We start from the raw sequence: 17868 nt of genomic DNA, 5'->3' as shown, positions 1-17868 counted from the left end.
CGTGATGCCGTCCGGGCGATTTCGATGCGGTTGCCGGGAGCTTTCAAACGTTGCAAAAAATCGCTTTTAGAGAATTTGGTTTCTGGACTTCTTTGTTTTTGAAATCTGGTTCCTTATTCTTTCGACCGGCATCTGTCATTTTCCAGTCCTCACAACAAGCCTGACATCAGGCCAAGGACGGGATCACAAAAAAATGAAATGGCTCAAGTCGCTTATCGTCGCCGGAACGCTGCAGGCCCTGGCGGTCACCGCTGGCCACGCCGGCGCCAATCTCGACCAGATCAAGCAGGCCGGCACCTTCAAGATCGGCACGGAGGGCACCTACGCACCCTTCACCTATCATGACGCTTCCGGCGCCCTGGTCGGCTTCGACGTCGAGATCGCCAAGGCAATCGCCGACAAGCTCGGCGTCAAGGTCGAGTTCCTCGAAGGCAAGTGGGACGGGCTGATCGCCGGTCTCGACGTCAGTCGTTATGACGCCGTCATCAACGAAGTCGGCATCACCGACGCGCGCAAGGCCAAGTACGATTTCTCCGATCCCTACATCGCCTCCAAGGCGGTGCTGATCGTGCGCGGCGACAACACCGACATCAAGACCTTCGCCGACCTCAAGGGAAAGAAGTCGGCGCAGTCGCTGACCTCGAACTTCGGCAAGCTGGCCGAGACGAACGGCGCCGAGCTGGTCGGCACCGACGGCTTCGACCAGTCGATCCAGCTGCTTTTGACCGGCCGCGCCGACGCCACCATCAATGACAGCCTGTCGTTCCTCGACTTCAAGAAGCACAAGCCCGACGCCAATGTGAAGATCGCCGCGCAAGAGGAAAACGCCGACTATTCTGGCGTCATCGTGCGCAAGGGCGATCCGGAACTGGTCGCCGCCATCAACAAGGCGCTGGCCGACATCAAGGCCGACGGCACCTACAAGAAGATCGCCGACACCTATTTCGGCCAGGACGTTTCGAAGTAACTTTTTGAGTGGGGCCGGCCCCGGTCCCGCAAAGCACTCAGCGGCGAGCGTCTTTTGACGGCTCGCCGCTTTGTCGTGATATGGCTGAGGCATTCGCGCTTCGATGAAGCCACCTCGACCATCCCGGAGGGTCTTTCGTGCCGCACTGGCTGCAACTGATGCTCGAGTCGCTGCCTTCGCTGCTCTGGGCCGCCCTGATCTTCACGGTACCGTTGACGCTGTTGTCCTTCGTCCTTGGCTTGACCGTCGGCCTCGGTGCGGCGCTTGGCCGGCTGTTCGGGCCGAAGCCGCTGGTCATGCTCGTGCGCTTCTATGTCTGGATCTTCCGCGGCACGCCGCTTTTGGTGCAGCTGTTCCTGATCTTCTACGGTCTGCCGTCGGCCGGCATCCTGCTCGACGCCTTCACGGCAGCGTTGATCGGCTTCACGCTCAACATCGGCGCCTACACGTCGGAGATCATCCGCGCGGCCATCGGCTCGGTGCCGAAAGGCCAGTGGGAGGCCGCCTATTCGATCGGCATGACCTGGAGCCAGGCGATGCGGCGCACCATCCTGCCGCAAGCTGGGCGGGTCGCGGTGCCGCCGCTCTCCAACACCTTCATCTCTCTGGTCAAGGACACGTCGCTCGCCGCCGCCATCACCGTGCCGGAAATGTTCCAGGCGGCGCAGCGCATCGTCGCCACCACCTATGAGCCGCTGATCCTCTATGTCGAGGCGGCGATCCTCTATCTGGCGCTGAGTTCGGTGCTGTCGGCCTTGCAGACGCGGCTGGAAACCCGGCTCAACCGCTATGGCGGCTTCCTGGAGGCACGCTCATGATCGGCCTCACCAACATCGAGAAGCGCTTCGGCGACAATCTCGTTCTGAAGGGCGTGACCGTCGTCATTGCCGAAGGCAGCGTCACAGCGCTTGTCGGCCCATCGGGCGGCGGCAAGAGCACGCTCTTACGCTGCATCAACCTGTTGGAGATCCCGACCTCGGGCACGGTGCGCATCGGCGACGAGACGCTCGAATTCCGTCCGGGCGTCAAGGTGCCGGCGGGAGACATCAGGCGGCTGCGCCTGCAGACCGGCATGGTGTTCCAGAATTTTCAGCTGTTCCCGCATCGCACCGCGATCGAGAATGTGATGGAGGGACTGGTGACGGTGCTGAAGTGGTCGCCTGAGAGAGCCCGAGAGCGGGCGCTTGCTTTGCTGGAAAAGGTCGGGATGGCGCACAAGGCCGATGCCTGGCCGGCGACGCTGTCAGGCGGCCAGCAGCAGCGCGTGGCGATCGCCCGCGCCTTGGCGCCGTCGCCAAAGGTGTTGCTGTGCGACGAACCGACTTCCGCGCTCGATCCGGAACTGGCGCAAGAGGTGGTCGATGTGCTCGGCAAGCTCGCCAGCGAAGGCACGACCATGGTGATGGCGACGCATGATCTGCGCCTTGCCTCCAAGATTGCGCAGGAGGCGGTGTTCCTCGATGCCGGCGTTATCGTCGAAAAGGGGCCGTCCGCCGTGCTGTTCGGCAATCCGGAGCGTGAACGGACGAAGCGGTTTATCGCGACGCTGAAGCAGGAAGCGGAGAGGGAAGGCGGCGGCCAGGCGTAGGCGCGGCCCTTGCCTTGTCCGAGAAACAAAAAACCCGGCGCGAGGCCGGGTTTTTCGTGAGCTTAAAGGCTCAAGAACTCAGGCAGCTTCTTCCTGCTCGGCTTCCTCATTGTCGGCCTTGGCGCCACGCTTAGGGCCCTTGTTGAGGTTGACCTCGATCAGGCGCACGGCTTCGGTTTCCGACATGCGGTTGACGGCCGCGATCTCGCGGGCCATGCGGTCGAGTGCCGCCTCATAGAGCTGACGCTCGGAATAGGACTGCTCCGGCTGGTTGTCGGCGCGATAGAGGTCGCGCACGACTTCCGAGATCGAGATCAGGTCGCCGGAATTGATCTTGGCATCATATTCCTGGGCGCGGCGCGACCACATGGTGCGCTTGACGCGGGCGCGGCCCTGCACAACCTTCAGCGCGCGCTCGACATAATCCTCTTCCGACAGCTTGCGCATGCCGATGGAGGTCGCCTTGGCGACCGGCACCTTCAGGCGCATCTTGTCCTTCTGGAAGTCGATGACGAACAGTTCCAGCTTGTGGCCAGCCACTTCCTGCTCGTCGATCGACACGATCTGGCCGACGCCATGCGCCGGGTAGACAATGTACTCGCCGGTCTTGAAACCATGACGCGCACCAGTGGACTTCTTCTGCGGGGTGATCGTTGCCATTACGCCCTGAACTCCTTGTTGTGGGCCGGCGGCGGTGCCGGCTGAACTCGTGCGACCGGGGAAACCGATCGTTAGCCGCACAACAGATGAACCCACCGGAAAGGCCGGGACCGGCAAACCGCACGAATTGCGACCGCCTGGCCCAGATCGCTCTGGTCCGGAGTGGGATCTTCACCTTTCAGTGATTTGGGGCGTCTGCGCCATAAATCGACGTTGTGTCACCGGCATGTTTGGCTGATGTAACACAAAAAGTCGGAAGAATCAAGGTTTTGCTGCATTCGCGAAGGCCACAACCAATCGCCGCCTGTCAAGGCGGTTAATCCAGCGTGCCTGTTACGCAACGTCATACAAGCCTTTACGGCCGTATTGTCAATCGCCTTCGCCAGGCTCGGCCGAGAAGTATTTCTCGAACTTGCCCGCCTCGCCGTCGAAGGTCTTGGCGTCGGCCGGCGGTTCCTTCTTGGCGGTGATGTTGGGCCATTTGTCGGCATATTCGGTGTTGATCTGCAGCCATTTGTCGAGGCCTGGCTCGGTGTCAGGCTTGATCGCGTCAGCCGGGCATTCGGGCTCGCAGACGCCGCAGTCGATGCACTCGTCGGGATGGATGACGAGCATGTTCTCGCCTTCGTAGAAACAGTCGACCGGACAGACCTCGATGCAGTCCATATATTTGCACTTGATGCAATTGTCGGTCACGACATAGGTCATCGGTCGGCTCCGGGATGTCCCAGCTTAATGGGCCAGTTTTCTTGGGCTTTTTCCGTGAGGTAACGCCTTTGTCCGTCGCTTGCAAGGGTTGCCATGCCCGGCGGCTTCGGCGTTTCCGAAAAGGAATTCCAGACTGCAGGTGCGGCGAGGGCGTGTGACGTCCCGGGAGCATCTTGTTTGGCGGGTTCGGTTCCGTTCGGCGTCCGCCGTTGGCCTGGGATCGCTACCCGCGTTCCGGCCGGTCTCACTCTTCGCCAATCAGGCGGTCGGTCTGCCGGCGTTCTCTCTTGGTCGGGCGGCCGCTGCCGGCCTCGCGCAGCGCTGGAATAGCATCGGGAAGCGCCTCGCCCTTCGGTGTGGGCGGCGGCGACATGTCCTCATAGAGGGTGCGGGCTTCCTCCGCCGGGCCGCGCCTGACACCGGCGCCGAGCACCTTCCAGACGAAAATGCGCCGGTCGAGCGTGATGGTCAGCACGTCGCCCGGCTTGACCTGATCGGAGGCCTGCGCTGCTTTGTCGCGATTGATGCGCACGCGTCCGGCGACGACCAGCTTCGCCGCCAGCGAGCGCGATTTCACGGCGCGCGAGAAGAACAGCCATTTGTCGATGCGCTGGCGGCCTTCGGCAACCATCGAACCCTACCGAGCCTACTTCTTCAGCTGGTCGCGCAAGGCGGCGAGCTTGGCGAAGGGCGAGTCCGGATCGAAGCGCACCGGACGTTCCTCGCGCGGCTTCGGCTGGAAGGCCGGCTTTGCGCCGCCCTTGCCGCGATCGGGACCGCCCTTGCCCTCGGGCCGGCCACCCTTCCAGTCGGGACGGCCTTCGCGGCGGTCGGGACGCTCGCCTTGCGGGCGGGCATTGCGCCGCTGTTCGCCTTCGGCTTGCGGCTTGGACTTGAACTTCGAACGGTCGAAGCGCGGCTTGCCGGCACCGTCGCGCCGCCCTTCCTGGGCGGGACGGTCTCCAGGTGCGGCTACTGCCTGCGCGCCGGCGGCGTCGGCCGGTGCATTGTTTCGGCCGCGCGCTTGTCCGTTGCGCTGGCGGTTGTTGCGGCCTTCGTGATGACGGGGGCGCTGTTCGAACCGGCCCTGGCGCCACAGCAGGATCGGCTTGGGCGCTTCGGCCACTTCACCCTCCCCCTCGTGGGGAGGGTCGGCGCGCTGCGCCGGGGTGGGGGGAGTGGCGGTACCGTCAGCACTGCCGGCATCAACTGCCGCGTTGGTTTCGGCAGCACTGCTTGCGTCGTCAGCGCCATCACCCCCACCCGCGTCGCTTCGCGCCGCGACCTCCCCCATCGAGGGGGAGGTAAGGGCAGCGTCGACGCTTTCGGCGACGGTGACGTCAGCGATGGTTTCCGCCACGGGCTCGGGAGCAGGTTCAGCAGCGGCTTCGGCGACAGGCTCCGTTGCAGGCTCTTCGGTGGCCAGGGCCGGAGTGTCCGATTGCTCTTCCGTGACAGGCTCAGCCGCCGTCTCCGCGATGACCGCGGCGGGGACTTCGACGGCGGCCTCGGCAGCAGCCGGTTCCGAACCCTCAACTGCCGCCTCCGCAGCCGCATCCGAAGCGGAGGCTTCCGCCGCCTTGGCCTGCTCGGCGCGCGCAGCTTCGTCCGCCGCAAGCTTGGCTGCGGCGGCTTCCCGCGCGGCATTGTCCTGCGCTTCCAGCCGTGCCTTGACCTCGGACGCCGGCTTCGGCTCGGCGCGGTAGCCCAGGCCTTTCAAGATTTCTTCCATGTCGTCGGCGGTGGCGCCGAGGATCGACATCATCGGCGGCGTCACCATGAAGGACTGGCCGTCATAAGCGCCGTCCGGACGCTGGCCGAGGCCAGGCTTCCAGTTGGTCGCCGGACGGATGAGATCCGCCAGCCGCTCCAGAATGTCGATGCGCACGGCGCGGCGGCCGAGATTGCGGTAGCCGGCAAGCTTGTAGAAGGCCTTGTCGAAGGCTGGATCGATGACCACGGAGGTGCGGCCCGACGCCAGCGCATGGACCACGTCGCCGAAGCCAGGCTTGTCCTTGCCGTCGTTCTTCAGCGCCCACAGCAAGGTCACCAGCCCGGCAGGGGCCGGCTTGATCAGCGCCGGCACGAAGACGTGATAGGCGCCGAAGCGCACGCCAAGCCGGCGCAGTGCCGCGCGGCCTTCCTGGTCGAGCGACTTCATCTCTTCAGCGATGTCGCGGCGGTTGATGAGGCCGAAATTCTCGACCAGCTGGAAAGCGATGCCACGGCCGATGCCGGAAATCTGGTCGGCGTTTTTCAGGTCGACCAGCGGCTTCAGCAGCGACTCGATCTGGAAATTGACGAAGCGTTCGGCGCGCGCGGCGACCTTGTCGCGCGCCGGGCCGGTCAGCTGTTCGTCGGCCAGCAGAACCAGACGCGGCTTCAGCGCGTCCTCGCCGGAAACCAGCGTCCCGATCGGTGCGCCGATCCAGCGCAGCGTGCCGTCCGAGCCGAGCGCCAAGTCGCCATTGGCGCAGGCGCCAAAACGTTCGGCACGCGCCTCGAATTCGGCGGCCAGCGCCTTTTGCGCGGCCGTTCGCACGGCCTTGGCGTCTTCGCCGCCGGCGGTCTGATCGGCGGTGAAGCGGAACCCTTGCAACTCACCGACATGATGGCCTTCGACAAGGACGGTTCCGGTAGGACTAATTTCGGCTTCAGGCATGGTATTTTCTCTAAGGCGCCGCATGAGGACGGAAGTCCTGCGGTCTACGAAGCGTTTCGTCAACCGCTCATGCAGCGCATCCGACAATCTGTCTTCGATTTCGCGCGTCTTTTCCTGCCAGTGTGCCTGATCGGCCAGCCAGCCGGGCCGGTTCGACACGAATGTCCAGGTGCGGATCTGGGCGATGCGGTGCGACAGCGTGTCGATGTCGCCCTCGGTGGTGTCGGCGCGGCGCACCTGCTCGGCCATGTAGTTTTCGTCGACATGGCCGTGGCGGGCGAGGTCCATGTAGATCGAGGCGATGAGGTCGGCATGCTGGGCCGGCGCGATCTTCCTGTAGTCGGGCAGGGCACAGGCTTCCCACAGCAGGGCAACGCGCTTGGCATCGGTGGCAAGCGCGCGGATGTCCCCGTCGCGGGAGAGATATTCGAGCGCCTGTGCGTCGACCGCCGGCAGCGCGCGCGTCAGGCCCTCGACCGGCGCGTTGGTCTCGATCGAGCGCTTCAGCGCATCTAGGCTGGCAAAGTCGAAATGCGCGGTGCGCCACTGCAGCACCTTCACCGGCTCGAAATCATGGCTCTCGATCTTCTTGACCAGGTCCTCGTCAAGCGGGTCGACCTGGCCGGTGACGCCAAAGGTGCCGTCGCGCAGATGCCGGCCAGCGCGGCCGGCGATCTGGCCAAGCTCGGCGGCCGTCAGATTGCGATATTGGTAGCCGTCGAATTTGCGGTTCTGGGCAAAGGCGACATGGTCGAGATCGAGGTTGAGACCCATGCCGATGGCGTCGGTGGCGACGAGATAGTCGACATCGCCTGACTGGAACAGCGCCACCTGGGCGTTGCGGGTGCGCGGTGAGAGCGCGCCAAGCACGACGGCGGCACCGCCCTGCTGGCGACGGATCAGCTCGGCGATGGCGTAGACCTCGTCGGCAGAGAAGGCGACGATCGCGGTGCGGCGTGGCAGGCGGGTCAGCTTCTTCGAACCGGCATAGGCCAGATGCGATAGCCGCGGCCGGGTCACCACCGAGACGCCCTTCAGCAGGCGCTGCAGGATGCCGTGCATGGTGGCGGCGCCCAGCAAAAGCGTTTCCTGGCGGCCACGCAGATGCAGGATACGGTCGGTGAAGATGTGGCCGCGCTCGAGGTCGCCGGCGAGTTGCACCTCGTCGATGGCGACGAAGGCGGCATCCGTCTCGCGCGGCATGGCTTCGACGGTGCAGACCGAATATTTGGCGCCCGGCGGCTGGATCTTCTCTTCGCCGGTGATTAGCGCGACCTTGTGGGCGCCGACCTTTTCGCAGACGCGGCTATAGACTTCCCGCGCCAGCAGCCTGAGCGGCAGGCCGATGACACCGGTTTCGTGCGCCACCATGCGCTCGATGGCGAGATGGGTCTTGCCGGTGTTGGTCGGCCCAAGCACGGCGGTCACGTCGCGGCCCGACAGGATCAGCGGCTCGGTGTGTTTGGGCTGGATGTTCATCGGCTCGGAAATATGGGCTTTCAGGCCTCTGGTTGTCGGGAGCGTGCCTCAACTGGCGCGTATGACAGGCGACACATAGGGATTTCGGGCGCGAAGCGAAAGCGGAATGTTCCGTCGGCGGCTCGAAGGCCTCTATGTCCAGCGCTAAATTGGCTGCTGCTTAACTGATGGAACGAGTCTGGAACGAATCAGCGACGAATCGGTGACTCGCCAAGATTCAGCTTTTGTTCACGGCTACATATGGATTTTGTGACCATGAGTCTCACCACATGCTGAATCGTCGAACTGGCCCATTTTATGCTGGGCGATCTCTGCCCTTAACCTTTGCCGGGCAACGAGGGCAGCGACCCGGTGTCCACCGCTCAAGATTATGAAATTGTTAATCTTTCTGAACCGGATGTTAAGCGATTGCAGCGGATTCCGGGCCATTAACGTTAACTTCCGCTCAAAGCCGGAACGAATCGGCGACAAACCAGCGCCGAAGGTATTTTCCCGTTTTGTTCCCTCAATATCTTGTGTTGTGAACAGCTTATCCACCGACAATCCACAGGCTTGACCACAGGGTTCGCACAGGCGGCGCTGCCGCCGTTAACCTTTGCGTGCCGGATTGGGGCATTGGGCCGTAGCAGGATCTTGACGGCGCCAAGTCATCAAATGAAAACGGACCGGTTTTCCGGTCCGTTCGTCACAGGCTGAATCCGCCGGACGTCAGGCGAAATACTGGCCGCCATTGGCTGTGATGGTCGAGCCGGTGATGAAGCCGGCGTCTTCGGAAGCGAGGAAGACAACGCAGCGCGCGATCTCTTCCGGCTCGCCGAGGCGGCCGACCGGGATCTGCGGCAGGATGCGCTCGTTGAGCACCTTCTCGTCGATCGCCTTGACCATTTCGGTGGCGATGTAGCCGGGGCAGATGACATTGACGGTGATACCCGCGCGCGCGCCCTCTTGAGCGAGAGCCTTGCTGAAGCCGATGTCGCCAGCCTTGGCGGCGGAATAATTGACCTGGCCGGCCTGGCCCTTCTGGCCGTTGATCGAGGAGATGGTGATGACGCGGCCGAACTTGCGCTCGCGCATGCCGTTCCACAGTGGATGCGTCATGTTGAAAACACCGGACAGATTGGTGTCGATGACCTCTTTCCACTGGTCGCGGGTGATCTTGTGGAACATGGCATCGCGGGTGATGCCGGCATTGTTGACCAGCACCGCGACCGGGCCGAGGTCGGCCTCGACCCGGCTGATGCCGGCGGCGCAAGCGTCATAATCGGCGACCGACCATTTGTAGACCGGAATGCCGGTCTCGGCCTTGAACTTCGCCGCCGCCTCATCATTGCCGGCATAGTTCGCGGCGACCGAATAGCCGGCGGTTTTCAAAGCGATCGAGATCGCCGCACCGATGCCGCGCGATCCGCCCGTGACGATTGCAACCTTGGTCATATGTCCTCCCTTTGGTCGGAAGAGCGAGTAGGGAGTAGCCAATAGTGAGTAGGGATTTGATGTCCCGCCGCACTGAAGCCATTCTTCCCTATTCGCTACTCCCTATTCACTATTCACTTCTTTTTCAGAGCGCTTCCACGCAGAGCGCAACGCCCATACCGCCGCCGATGCACAGGGTGGCGAGGCCCTTCTTGGCGCGCGGCGGCGCATCTCGTAAACCAGCGTGTTGAAGACGCGGGCGCCCGAGGCGCCGATCGGGTGGCCGATGGCGATGGCGCCGCCATTGACGTTGACGATCGAAGGATCCCAGCCCATGCCCTTGTTGACGGCGCAGGCCTGCGCGGCGAAAGCCTCGTTGGCCTCGACCAGGTCGAGATCGCCGACCGACCAGCCGGCCTTTTCCAAGGCCTTGCGCGAGGCGGGAATGGGTCCGGTGCCCATGATTGCCGGATCGACGCCGGCGGTTGCCCAGGACGCGATGCGCGCCAGCGGGGTGATGCCGCGCCTTGCGGCTTCCGCTTCGCTCATCAGCAGCGCGCCGGCGGCACCATCATTGATGCCGGAGGCGTTGGCGGCGGTGACGGTGCCGTCCTTGTCGAAGGCCGGCTTCAGCTTGGTCATGGCATCCAGGGTCGCACCATGGCGGATGTATTCGTCCTGGTCGACAATGGTGTCGCCCTTCCTGCCCTTGATGGTGAAGGCGACGATCTCGTCCTTGAACTTGCCGGCCTTCTGCGCGGCCTCTGCCTTGTTCTGCGAGGCCAGCGCGAGCTGGTCCTGGTCGTCACGGGTGATCTGGAACTGGCGGGCGACGTTCTCGGCGGTGTTGCCCATGTGGTAGCCATTGAAGGCGTCCCACAGGCCGTCCTTGATCATGGTGTCGATCATCTTGTAGTCGCCCATCTTGACGCCGGCGCGCAGATGCTCGGCGTGCGGCGACAGCGACATCGACTCCTGGCCGCCGGCGATGATCACCTTGGCGTCGCCGGTGGCGATCTGCTGCATGCCGAGCGCGATGGCACGCAGGCCCGAGCCGCAAACCTGGTTGAGGCCCCAGGCCGTGGTCTCCTTGGGCAGGCCGGCAAGGATCGAGGCCTGGCGGGCCGGGTTCTGGCCTTGAGCGGCGGTCAGCACCTGGCCGAGGATGACCTCGTCGACCTCGGCGGCCTCGACACCGGCGCGCGACAAAAGTTCCTTGATGACGACGGCGCCGAGTTCATGGGCTGGCGTGGCGGCAAACGCGCCGTTGAAGGAGCCGACGGCCGTGCGCGCGGCGCTGGCAATGACGATGGAATCGGGCATTTTCTTCTCCAGACTTCAAGGTGTTGTTCTGTCGTTGAAGACTTTTCTTGCCCTTTCCCAACCCCAAGTCAAACCGGAAATCGGCATGGCGCCCATGCACGCCAAGCAGGTCACCCGTCGCGGTGCCGGCGAGCTGGCCGCTGCTGCGCAGCATATTTTGCCTGCTATGCAGCATTATGTGATCCCGCACTGCACAAACTGCTTGGAATTATGAGGCTTTTGCGCATATCCTCGAAAAGGGCGCAATCGTTACCGGCTGCTTACTCAGGCGTGCCGGTGTCCGGGGAGGATGCAGATGGCCGCAAAAGACGATCCGATCATTATCAAGAAATACGCCAATCGCCGCCTCTATAATACGGGGACGAGCACCTATGTGACGCTCGAGGATCTGGCCGAGATGGTCAAGAAAGGCGAGGAGTTCACCGTCCAGGACGCCAAGACCGGTGACGACATCACGCATCCGGTGCTGACCCAGATCATTTTCGAATTGGAGAACAAGGATGGGCAGAACATGCTGCCGATCCCGTTCCTGCGCCAACTGATCGCCTTCTACGGCGACCAGATGCAGATGATCGTGCCGAGCTTCCTCGAACAGTCGATGATCGCCTTCTCCAAGGAGCAGGAGCGCTTCCGCGAGCAGATGAAGGGCGCCATCGGCAAGTCGCCGCTGGACGTGATGAAGATCGCGACACCGATCAAGGCGTTGGAAGAGCAGACGCGCCGCAACATGGAAATGTTCCAGAACGCGATGCGCCTTTTCACGCCGTTCCCGCCAGCTGGCTCCGCGCCAGCCGCGGCTCCGGCTGAGCCAGCCAAGAAGGAAGCGCCGGAAAAATCCGACGACCTTCAGGAGCTGAAGAGCCAGATCGCGGCCATGCAGCGCAAGCTCGACACGATGTCGTAAGCCGGGCAGCGGTTAGGCACGCTCAGGCCAACCCGGCCGTGCCTTATCCGTCGATCGGCATCTGCCACAATTCCCAGATTTCGTCGGCCCGCCCGTCGAGAGAGCGATAGAATGCCTTGGCCGGCATGTTGGATTGCTGCACCGTCCACTTGATGGCGGATGCGCCGATATTGATGGCATGGTCGCGGAGCCGTTTCACAAGGGCATGGCCGACCGACATGCCGCGCGCCGTCTCGGCTACGTAGAGTTCCTTCAGCCACACAACCGGCTTCAGGTCGTAGGTCCACGGGATGAGGTAGTGGACGGCGATGCCGACGACCACGCCCTCCAGCTCCGCCACGAACACGCCGAACCGGGGCGATGGCCCCAATCCGTGTGTGATGAGGTCTGCTTCGGTGAGGTGGAACTTGTCATCATAGCCCTCGAAGACGGCCAGCGCCCGCATAAGCGCGAGCACCGCGGCGACATCCTGCTGCTCGAACTGCCGAACCGTAATCGCCGCCATCTGCATGCCTTCCCGCGTCTTCAATGTCGACCATATCGCGTAAACGCTTCCGCGCCAGCCAACGATCATGCGTGCAAAACGCCAGGCTCCTTGCCCGAGGCGAAAGGAAGCTCTTCGTCCTGCCAGCCGGTTATGCCGCCGATCATGATCTTGACGGGCATGCCGAGGCTGGCGAGCTTCAAAGCTGCCCGGTCCGCGCCATTGCAATGCGGTCCCGCGCAATAGACGACGAACAGCGTGCCTGCCGGCCATTGCGCCATCCGCTCGGCCGAAATGTCGCGGTGAGGTAGATGCAGCGCGCCCGGCACATGGCGGCGCTCGTAGGCTTGCGGCGAACCGACCACGTGCAGAAGCACGAAGTCCGGCTCGCCGCCGCGTAGTGTCGCGGCGACGTCTGAACAGTCGGTCTCCACGGAAAGCCGGTGCAGGAAATGGTCCCGGGCGATTTCCGCCGATGCCGTCGGAATGTCAGTCACATAGCTCATCAGGGGTCTCCATCGCTGATGGAGCTGGTCTCCATCGCTTTTGATGGAGCTGAGGTAGCGCACCGAACCGGGCGATTGCAGCTGGCAGCTTTGCCATATATCGTCAAGATCATGCCAAATGTGCCTCCTCCCAACCCGCCCGCTGCCAACCGGCTGGTCGTTGCCGTTGCCTATGATGGGCTGTGCACGTTCGAATTCGGCGTGGCGGCCGAGGTGTTCGCCTTGCCCAGGCCGGAGATGGGTGCGGACTGGTACCGGTTCGCCGTCGCCGGCATAGACGCCGGTGAAATGCGCGCGATGGGTGGCGTGCGTATCGTCGCCGATGGTGGCCCCGACCTGATCGGCGAGGCCGGCACGGTGATCGTGCCGGGGTGGCGCGGTGTGGATTGTCCGGTGCCGCCCTTCCTGATCGAGGCGCTTCGCAAGGCCAATGAGCGCGGCGCACGCATCCTGTCGATCTGTTCGGGCGTCTTCGTGCTTGCCGCGGCCGGCCTACTCTCAGGCAAAAAGGCAACCACGCATTGGCGCTACAGCGACAGACTGAGGGAGATGTATCCCGACATCACCGTGGTTCCTGACGTTTTGTACATCGATGAGGGAAATGTGCTGACATCGGCTGGCAGCGCGGCCGGCATCGACCTGTGCCTGCATCTGGTTAGGCGCGATTTCGGCACAAAGGCGGCCAACATGGTGGCACGCCGCCTGGTCGTGCCGCCGCACCGCGACGGCGGCCAGGCGCAGTATGTCGAGAGTTCCGTTCCCGAGCCTCACGAACGCAGCCGGCTTGGACCGTTGATCGACCGGATGCGCGCCGACATTTCCGCCGACTATCCCGTCGCCACTTTGGCCGGAATGGCTGGAATGAGCGAGCGGACATTCCTGCGCCGGTTCGCGGCCGCAACCGGCGTCACGCCGGCGCGCTGGCTGCTTTCGGAGCGGCTTTCGCGGGCGCGCACTTTGCTGGAAGACACGAGCCTGCCGATCGAGCGGATTGCCGAGACCGCCGGATTTGGCGCGGCGGCGACGTTGCGGCATCACTTCCGCCAACAATTCGCCACGACGCCCGCCGCCTACAGGGCGCGGTTCGGGACTAATGCCAACTCCGCCTGACGACGTCGTCAGGGCAACAGCCCCTCATAGCGGCCGCGCGGCCGGATAATGCTGCCGCTGACGATCTGTTCGACCATATGCGCGGCCCAGCCAACGCTGCGCCCAAGCGCGAACAGATGGAACGGGGCATCGCGCGGCAGGCCGAGGCCGCGCGTCAGCACGGCCAGGGCAAAATCGATGTTCGGCTGGGTGCCGGTCGCGGCAATGGCGGCGGTTTCCAGCAACCGCAACGTCTCGTCGGTGTTGCCGATGGCCGCCAGAAGCGCCGTGGCGCGGGGATCACCTTCGGGATAGAGCTGGTGGCCGAAGCCCGGCAAAGGCCGGTCGTGGCCGAGCCAGCGCCGGATCGCGGCATCGGCGCCGTGCCGCGCCGCATCTTCCGCCAACTGCATCACCGCTTCGCCAGCGCCACCGTGCCGTGGGCCGGAAAGTGTCGCCAGACCGGCCAGCAGGCAAGCGGCGGGTGAGGCGCCTGTCGAGGCAGCGACGCGGGCCGCGAAGGTCGAGGCGTTGAGTTCGTGATCGGCGAGCAGCACAAGGGCGCGCCGGATCGCTTCGGCTCCGTTCTCATCGACCGACCAGCCCTTTGCCAGGCGCCGATGCACCGGCTCCGGCCCGGCTTCGGCACCGAGGGCACTGGCCAGCACGCCGATTGCGCGCGCGGCGTCGACGCATAGCGAGGCGGCGCTGCGTCCAAGCGACGGCCGCCCCTGGCCGGCCAGCAAGGCAAGTTGCGCAAAGGCCGGGCCTCGGCCGAACTGCCGCGACGCATCCGGCGACGGCGCTTCGAAACGGACCGGCTCAGGCAGACCCCAAAGCACGGCGGCGGTTTCTTCCAGCGTGGCATGGTCGGACAGGATAGCTGCGTCCCGGCCGCGATAGACGAGGTGACCGTGCCAGACGGTCGAAACCGCCGTAACGATCGACGGCTCACCCCACGCAATAGCGCTTTCGGCGATGGCCGAAGGGCTGCGTCCGCGCGCCCTGCGCGTTGCCAGTGCCGCGATATCGTCCGCGCGATATTCGCTGCGGCGCGGATCGGCGCGGTCCGGGCGCATGCCGATGCGCCCACGGCTGACATAGGCATAGAGCGTCTGCGGCCGCACCTTGAGCCTCTCCAGCGCCTCTTCCCGCGACAGCCAGTCCGACATTTTCAGCTCTGATATTGATTCTATTGATCAAGATTGATGCTTGCCTTGCCCAGCCTTATCTCCGATCCGGAAAAGCTTCAAGGAGACAAGGCTATGGCGAATGGGCTCGATGATGTGGTGGCGGCTGAAACCGTGCTGTCCGACGTAGATGGTCTGGGCGGCCGCCTGACGATCCGCGGTCATTCGCTGCCGGAGCTGGCCGGACGATGGACCTATCCGCAGGTGGTTCGCTTGCTGCTCGATGGCTTCTTCGAGGATCTGCCTGGCGATGCCGAACTGGCGGCCAAACTGGGTGAGGCGCGCGTCGAGGTGTTCGAGCGGCTTTTGCCCTCGCTGCCCTTCCTGGCGCCGCTCGAAATCTACAGCGCCATGCGCGCCGGCATGGCTCTGTTGCCGGACGGCGAGACCCTGACGGGCGCTTTGCGGCTGATTGCGGCGCCGGCGGTGCTGACGCCTGCTCTGCTGCGCCTGCAGCGTGGCGCGCAGCCGATCGCGCCGGACGGCAAGTCCGGTCATGCCGCCGACATGTTGCGGATGCTCCGGGGTTCCGTTCCGTCGCCGGCATTGGCAAAGGCGCTCGACACCTATCTGGTGACCGTCTGCGACCACGGCCTCAACGCCTCGACCTTCACCACCCGCGTCGTTGCCTCGACTTTGGCCGGGCTGACCTCGTCGGTATTGGCGGGGCTCGGCGCGCTCAAGGGGCCACTGCATGGCGGCGCGCCCGGCCCGGTGATCGAGATGCTCGATGCGATCGAGGCGCATGGCGATGCAGCCGGCTGGCTGCGCAACGAGATCGCGCAAGGCAGGCGGATCATGGGGTTCGGCCATCGCATCTATCGTGTGCGCGATCCGCGCGCCGATGTGCTGAAGGCCGTCGTGCGGCAGCTTGGCGGCGAGGGTGAGACCGGCCGCCGGCTGGCCTTCGCCGAAAAGGTCGAGCAGACGGCGCTCGAGGTGTTGCGGATTGCCAAGCCGCAGCGCGCGCTGCAGACCAACGTCGAATTCTACACCGCGCTGGTGCTGGAAGCGGCGGGTTTCCCGCCGCAAGCCTTCAGCAATGTCTTCGCCGCCGGGCGTGTTGCCGGCTGGATTGCGCATGCGCGTGAGCAGCAGACGACCGGACGGCTGATCCGTCCGCAATCGCGCTATGTCGGCCCGGTGCCGGATCTGGTTGCCTAGACACCCAGTCTGTTTCGAAAGACGAGGGCCTCTCCGCCTCGAAGCGGAGGGGCTTTCTCTCATGACCGAAATTTCATGTGATCACGCGACCGTGTTCGTGTTCTTGCCTTGGTCCGTCCTTATATGCTGCACTGCAACATAAGCCGCCAATAGCTGCTTCCTTCGGTGACGTTGGGGCAGGTTGGCGCACCAGGATGACAGGAACGCCATGACGAAGAACGGCAAGGCGGAGGAAAAGAAGCAGATCAACATCGCGCTTCAGGGCGGCGGCTCGCATGGCGCCTTTTCCTGGGGCGTGCTCGACCGGCTGCTGGAGGACGGCAGGCTTGAGATAGCGGCCGTGTCCGGCACCAGCGCCGGCGCCATGAACGCCGTGGCACTGGCCGACGGATATGTGCGTGGCGGGGTCGAAGGCGCGCGGCAAAAACTTGACGATTTCTGGCACGCCGTCGCGGCGAAAGGCCGGTTCAGCCCGGTACAACGCATGCCGTGGGATGTCGCCTGGGGCAATTGGTCGATCGAGAACACGCCGGGCTATGTCTTCTTCGACACCATGTCGCGGGTGTTCTCGCCCTATGTCGCCAATCCGCTCGGCCTCAATCCGTTGCGCGACGTGGTCGCGCAGGAGATCGATTTCAGGAATGTCCGCGCCTGCAAGTCGATGGAACTGTTCATCTCCGCCACCAATGTCGAGACCGGACAGTTGCGGGTGTTTTCCGATGGCGAGATCGACCTCGACACGGTGATGGCCTCGGCCTGCCTGCCGCAATTGTTCCGCGCCGTCGAGATCAAGGGCGTGCCCTATTGGGATGGCGGCTATGGCGGTAATCCGGCGCTGTTCCCGTTTTTCAAGACGGCGGCGACGGAAGACGTGCTTCTGGTGCAGATCAATCCGGTGGTGCGCGAAGGTACGCCAAAGAGCGCCAACGAGATCCAGAACCGCATCGACGAGATCACCTTCAACGCCGGGCTGCTGAACGAATTCCGCTCGATCGCCTTCGTCAAGGAACTGATCGCCGCTGGCCGTCTGCCGCATGGCGAATACCGCGACATCCGCATGCACCGCATCGATGCCGACGAGGCGTTCAAGGACTTGTCGGCGTCATCCAAGGTCAATGCCGAATGGGCCTTCCTGAGCTATCTCAGAGATCTCGGCCGCACCGCCGCCAGCGACTGGCTGGAAGAGAATTACGACGCCGTCGGCAAGCGGCCGACGCTCGATCTCTCCGGTGAGCTTGACGACGGTTTCAAGCCGGTGCGAGGGCCAGCGCCTGGCCGACGGGTCAAGGAGTTTCTTGCAGCGCGCAAGAACCCGGAAGCGGAGCGCCGGCGGGCCTGAGCCCACCGGGTGCCGAAGGAGCGATAGCCGATCTGCGTCAGGCGCTGCTCGATCAAGACCATCAGCGAAGTGTTCCGGAAGTCGGAGTAGCGACCAGGACGATCCGGCAAGGCGACAACCCTCGCGTGTGGAAGACGCTTCATCATGCTGACGCCTGCTGCCACCAACATGCCGACGAGGCCGCACGCCGTCGCACGGTATTGTTGGAAAATGACGAGCGGACTGATCGACACCAGCCTTGCGAATAAACTGAAAATAATCTGGGTTCCAGCACGCGCACTGTGCTCTTGCCATGTCGCGAACCAAGGGGCCACGCCGATCCCTGGCATTCCAGTGCCGCAGGTGCCGGCGCTCTCGACGCCCGGTTCTACATCAACGAACCGGCCTCAAGC

The 17868-nt window shown here is 63.9% G+C and carries 17 protein-coding genes and 1 pseudogene; 8 read left to right on the top strand and 10 right to left on the bottom strand.

Features of this window, described 5'->3' with window-relative positions; all coding sequences use genetic code 11:
- Positions 1 to 193 precede the first annotated feature (193 nt).
- The 3 genes from HB778_RS11530 (at position 194) to HB778_RS11520 (ending at position 2555) form a co-directional block, all read left to right on the top strand.
- A complete protein-coding gene (locus HB778_RS11530) occupies positions 194 to 967 on the top strand; it encodes an amino acid ABC transporter substrate-binding protein (protein WP_183463892.1) in 774 nt (257 codons plus the stop codon).
- 137 nt (positions 968 to 1104) lie between these two features.
- Positions 1105 to 1785, top strand: coding sequence for an amino acid ABC transporter permease (locus HB778_RS11525; protein WP_095201181.1), 681 nt, complete (start codon positions 1105 to 1107; stop codon positions 1783 to 1785).
- Positions 1782 to 2555 (top strand): amino acid ABC transporter ATP-binding protein, encoded by a 774-nt coding sequence (locus HB778_RS11520; RefSeq protein WP_183463890.1) that lies wholly within the window; start codon positions 1782 to 1784, stop codon positions 2553 to 2555. The genes HB778_RS11525 and HB778_RS11520 overlap by 4 nt, the downstream gene beginning before the upstream one ends.
- A 78-nt stretch (positions 2556 to 2633) precedes the next feature.
- Here HB778_RS11520 and HB778_RS11515 read toward each other — a convergent pair whose 3' ends face one another.
- The 7 genes and pseudogenes from HB778_RS11515 to HB778_RS11485 all read right to left on the bottom strand — a co-directional run bounded on the left by HB778_RS11515 (position 2634) and on the right by HB778_RS11485 (position 10800).
- Positions 2634 to 3215: a CarD family transcriptional regulator gene (locus tag HB778_RS11515; RefSeq protein WP_010911999.1), complete on the bottom strand. Its 582-nt coding sequence runs from the start codon at positions 3213 to 3215 to the stop codon at positions 2634 to 2636.
- Between the two features lie 369 nt (positions 3216 to 3584).
- A complete protein-coding gene (gene fdxA / locus HB778_RS11510) occupies positions 3585 to 3923 on the bottom strand; it encodes a ferredoxin FdxA (protein WP_095201183.1) in 339 nt (112 codons plus the stop codon).
- A gap of 244 nt (positions 3924 to 4167) precedes the next feature.
- The gene (locus tag HB778_RS11505) at positions 4168 to 4554 is read right to left on the bottom strand and encodes an RNA-binding S4 domain-containing protein (protein ID WP_183463888.1); all 387 of its coding nucleotides are present in this window, start codon (positions 4552 to 4554) and stop codon (positions 4168 to 4170) included.
- Between the two features lie 15 nt (positions 4555 to 4569).
- Positions 4570 to 8064: a helicase-related protein gene (locus tag HB778_RS11500; protein ID WP_183463886.1), complete on the bottom strand. Its 3495-nt coding sequence runs from the start codon at positions 8062 to 8064 to the stop codon at positions 4570 to 4572.
- 234 nt (positions 8065 to 8298) lie between these two features.
- Positions 8299 to 8601 (bottom strand): hypothetical protein, encoded by a 303-nt coding sequence (locus tag HB778_RS11495; RefSeq protein ID WP_183463884.1) that lies wholly within the window; start codon positions 8599 to 8601, stop codon positions 8299 to 8301.
- A 171-nt stretch (positions 8602 to 8772) separates the two neighbouring features.
- On the bottom strand, positions 8773 to 9498 hold the full coding sequence (gene phbB, locus HB778_RS11490) for an acetoacetyl-CoA reductase (protein WP_095201186.1): 726 nt from the start codon (positions 9496 to 9498) through the stop codon (positions 8773 to 8775).
- Positions 9499 to 9622: 124 nt separating this feature from the next.
- Positions 9623 to 10800, bottom strand: a pseudogene (locus tag HB778_RS11485) (acetyl-CoA C-acetyltransferase).
- Between HB778_RS11485 and HB778_RS11480 the strand changes: the two are divergent.
- Positions 10781 to 11014 (top strand): hypothetical protein, encoded by a 234-nt coding sequence (locus tag HB778_RS11480; RefSeq protein WP_183463882.1) that lies wholly within the window; start codon positions 10781 to 10783, stop codon positions 11012 to 11014. The pseudogene HB778_RS11485 and the gene HB778_RS11480 sit on opposite strands and share 20 nt — an antisense overlap.
- A gap of 81 nt (positions 11015 to 11095) precedes the next feature.
- Positions 11096 to 11704, top strand: a complete 609-nt coding sequence (gene phaR, locus HB778_RS11475) for a polyhydroxyalkanoate synthesis repressor PhaR (RefSeq protein ID WP_183463880.1) — start codon at positions 11096 to 11098, stop codon at positions 11702 to 11704.
- A gap of 43 nt (positions 11705 to 11747) precedes the next feature.
- Here the strand turns inward: phaR and HB778_RS11470 are convergent, their stop codons facing one another.
- Positions 11748 to 12233, bottom strand: a complete 486-nt coding sequence (locus HB778_RS11470; RefSeq protein WP_183463878.1) for a GNAT family N-acetyltransferase — start codon at positions 12231 to 12233, stop codon at positions 11748 to 11750.
- Positions 12234 to 12274: 41 nt separating this feature from the next.
- Positions 12275 to 12694: a rhodanese-like domain-containing protein gene (locus tag HB778_RS11465; RefSeq protein WP_183463876.1), complete on the bottom strand. Its 420-nt coding sequence runs from the start codon at positions 12692 to 12694 to the stop codon at positions 12275 to 12277.
- Between the two features lie 111 nt (positions 12695 to 12805).
- Between HB778_RS11465 and ftrA the strand changes: the two genes are divergently transcribed.
- On the top strand, positions 12806 to 13804 hold the full coding sequence (ftrA, locus tag HB778_RS11460) for a transcriptional regulator FtrA (RefSeq protein WP_183463874.1): 999 nt from the start codon (positions 12806 to 12808) through the stop codon (positions 13802 to 13804).
- A gap of 8 nt (positions 13805 to 13812) precedes the next feature.
- On the opposite strand, the gene HB778_RS11455 is transcribed toward ftrA, so the two are convergent.
- The gene (locus HB778_RS11455) at positions 13813 to 14955 is read right to left on the bottom strand and encodes a citrate synthase (protein ID WP_183463872.1); all 1143 of its coding nucleotides are present in this window, start codon (positions 14953 to 14955) and stop codon (positions 13813 to 13815) included.
- Positions 14956 to 15048: 93 nt separating this feature from the next.
- On the opposite strand from HB778_RS11455, the gene HB778_RS11450 reads away from it, so the two are divergent.
- Together HB778_RS11450 and HB778_RS11445 are read left to right on the top strand one after the other, a co-directional pair.
- Positions 15049 to 16137, top strand: coding sequence for a citrate synthase/methylcitrate synthase (locus HB778_RS11450; protein ID WP_183463870.1), 1089 nt, complete (start codon positions 15049 to 15051; stop codon positions 16135 to 16137).
- 208 nt (positions 16138 to 16345) lie between these two features.
- Complete coding sequence (locus HB778_RS11445; protein WP_183463868.1) at positions 16346 to 17476, top strand: patatin-like phospholipase family protein; 1131 nt, start codon at positions 16346 to 16348, stop codon at positions 17474 to 17476.
- Positions 17477 to 17868: the final 392 nt, after the last annotated feature.

Origin of the sequence: Mesorhizobium huakuii, from assembly GCF_014189455.1 — a bacterium.
GTDB classification, from domain to species: domain Bacteria; phylum Pseudomonadota; class Alphaproteobacteria; order Rhizobiales; family Rhizobiaceae; genus Mesorhizobium; species Mesorhizobium huakuii_A.
Note: the sequence above shows the minus strand (reverse complement) of the source record. Positions and strands in the feature narration are given on the sequence as shown.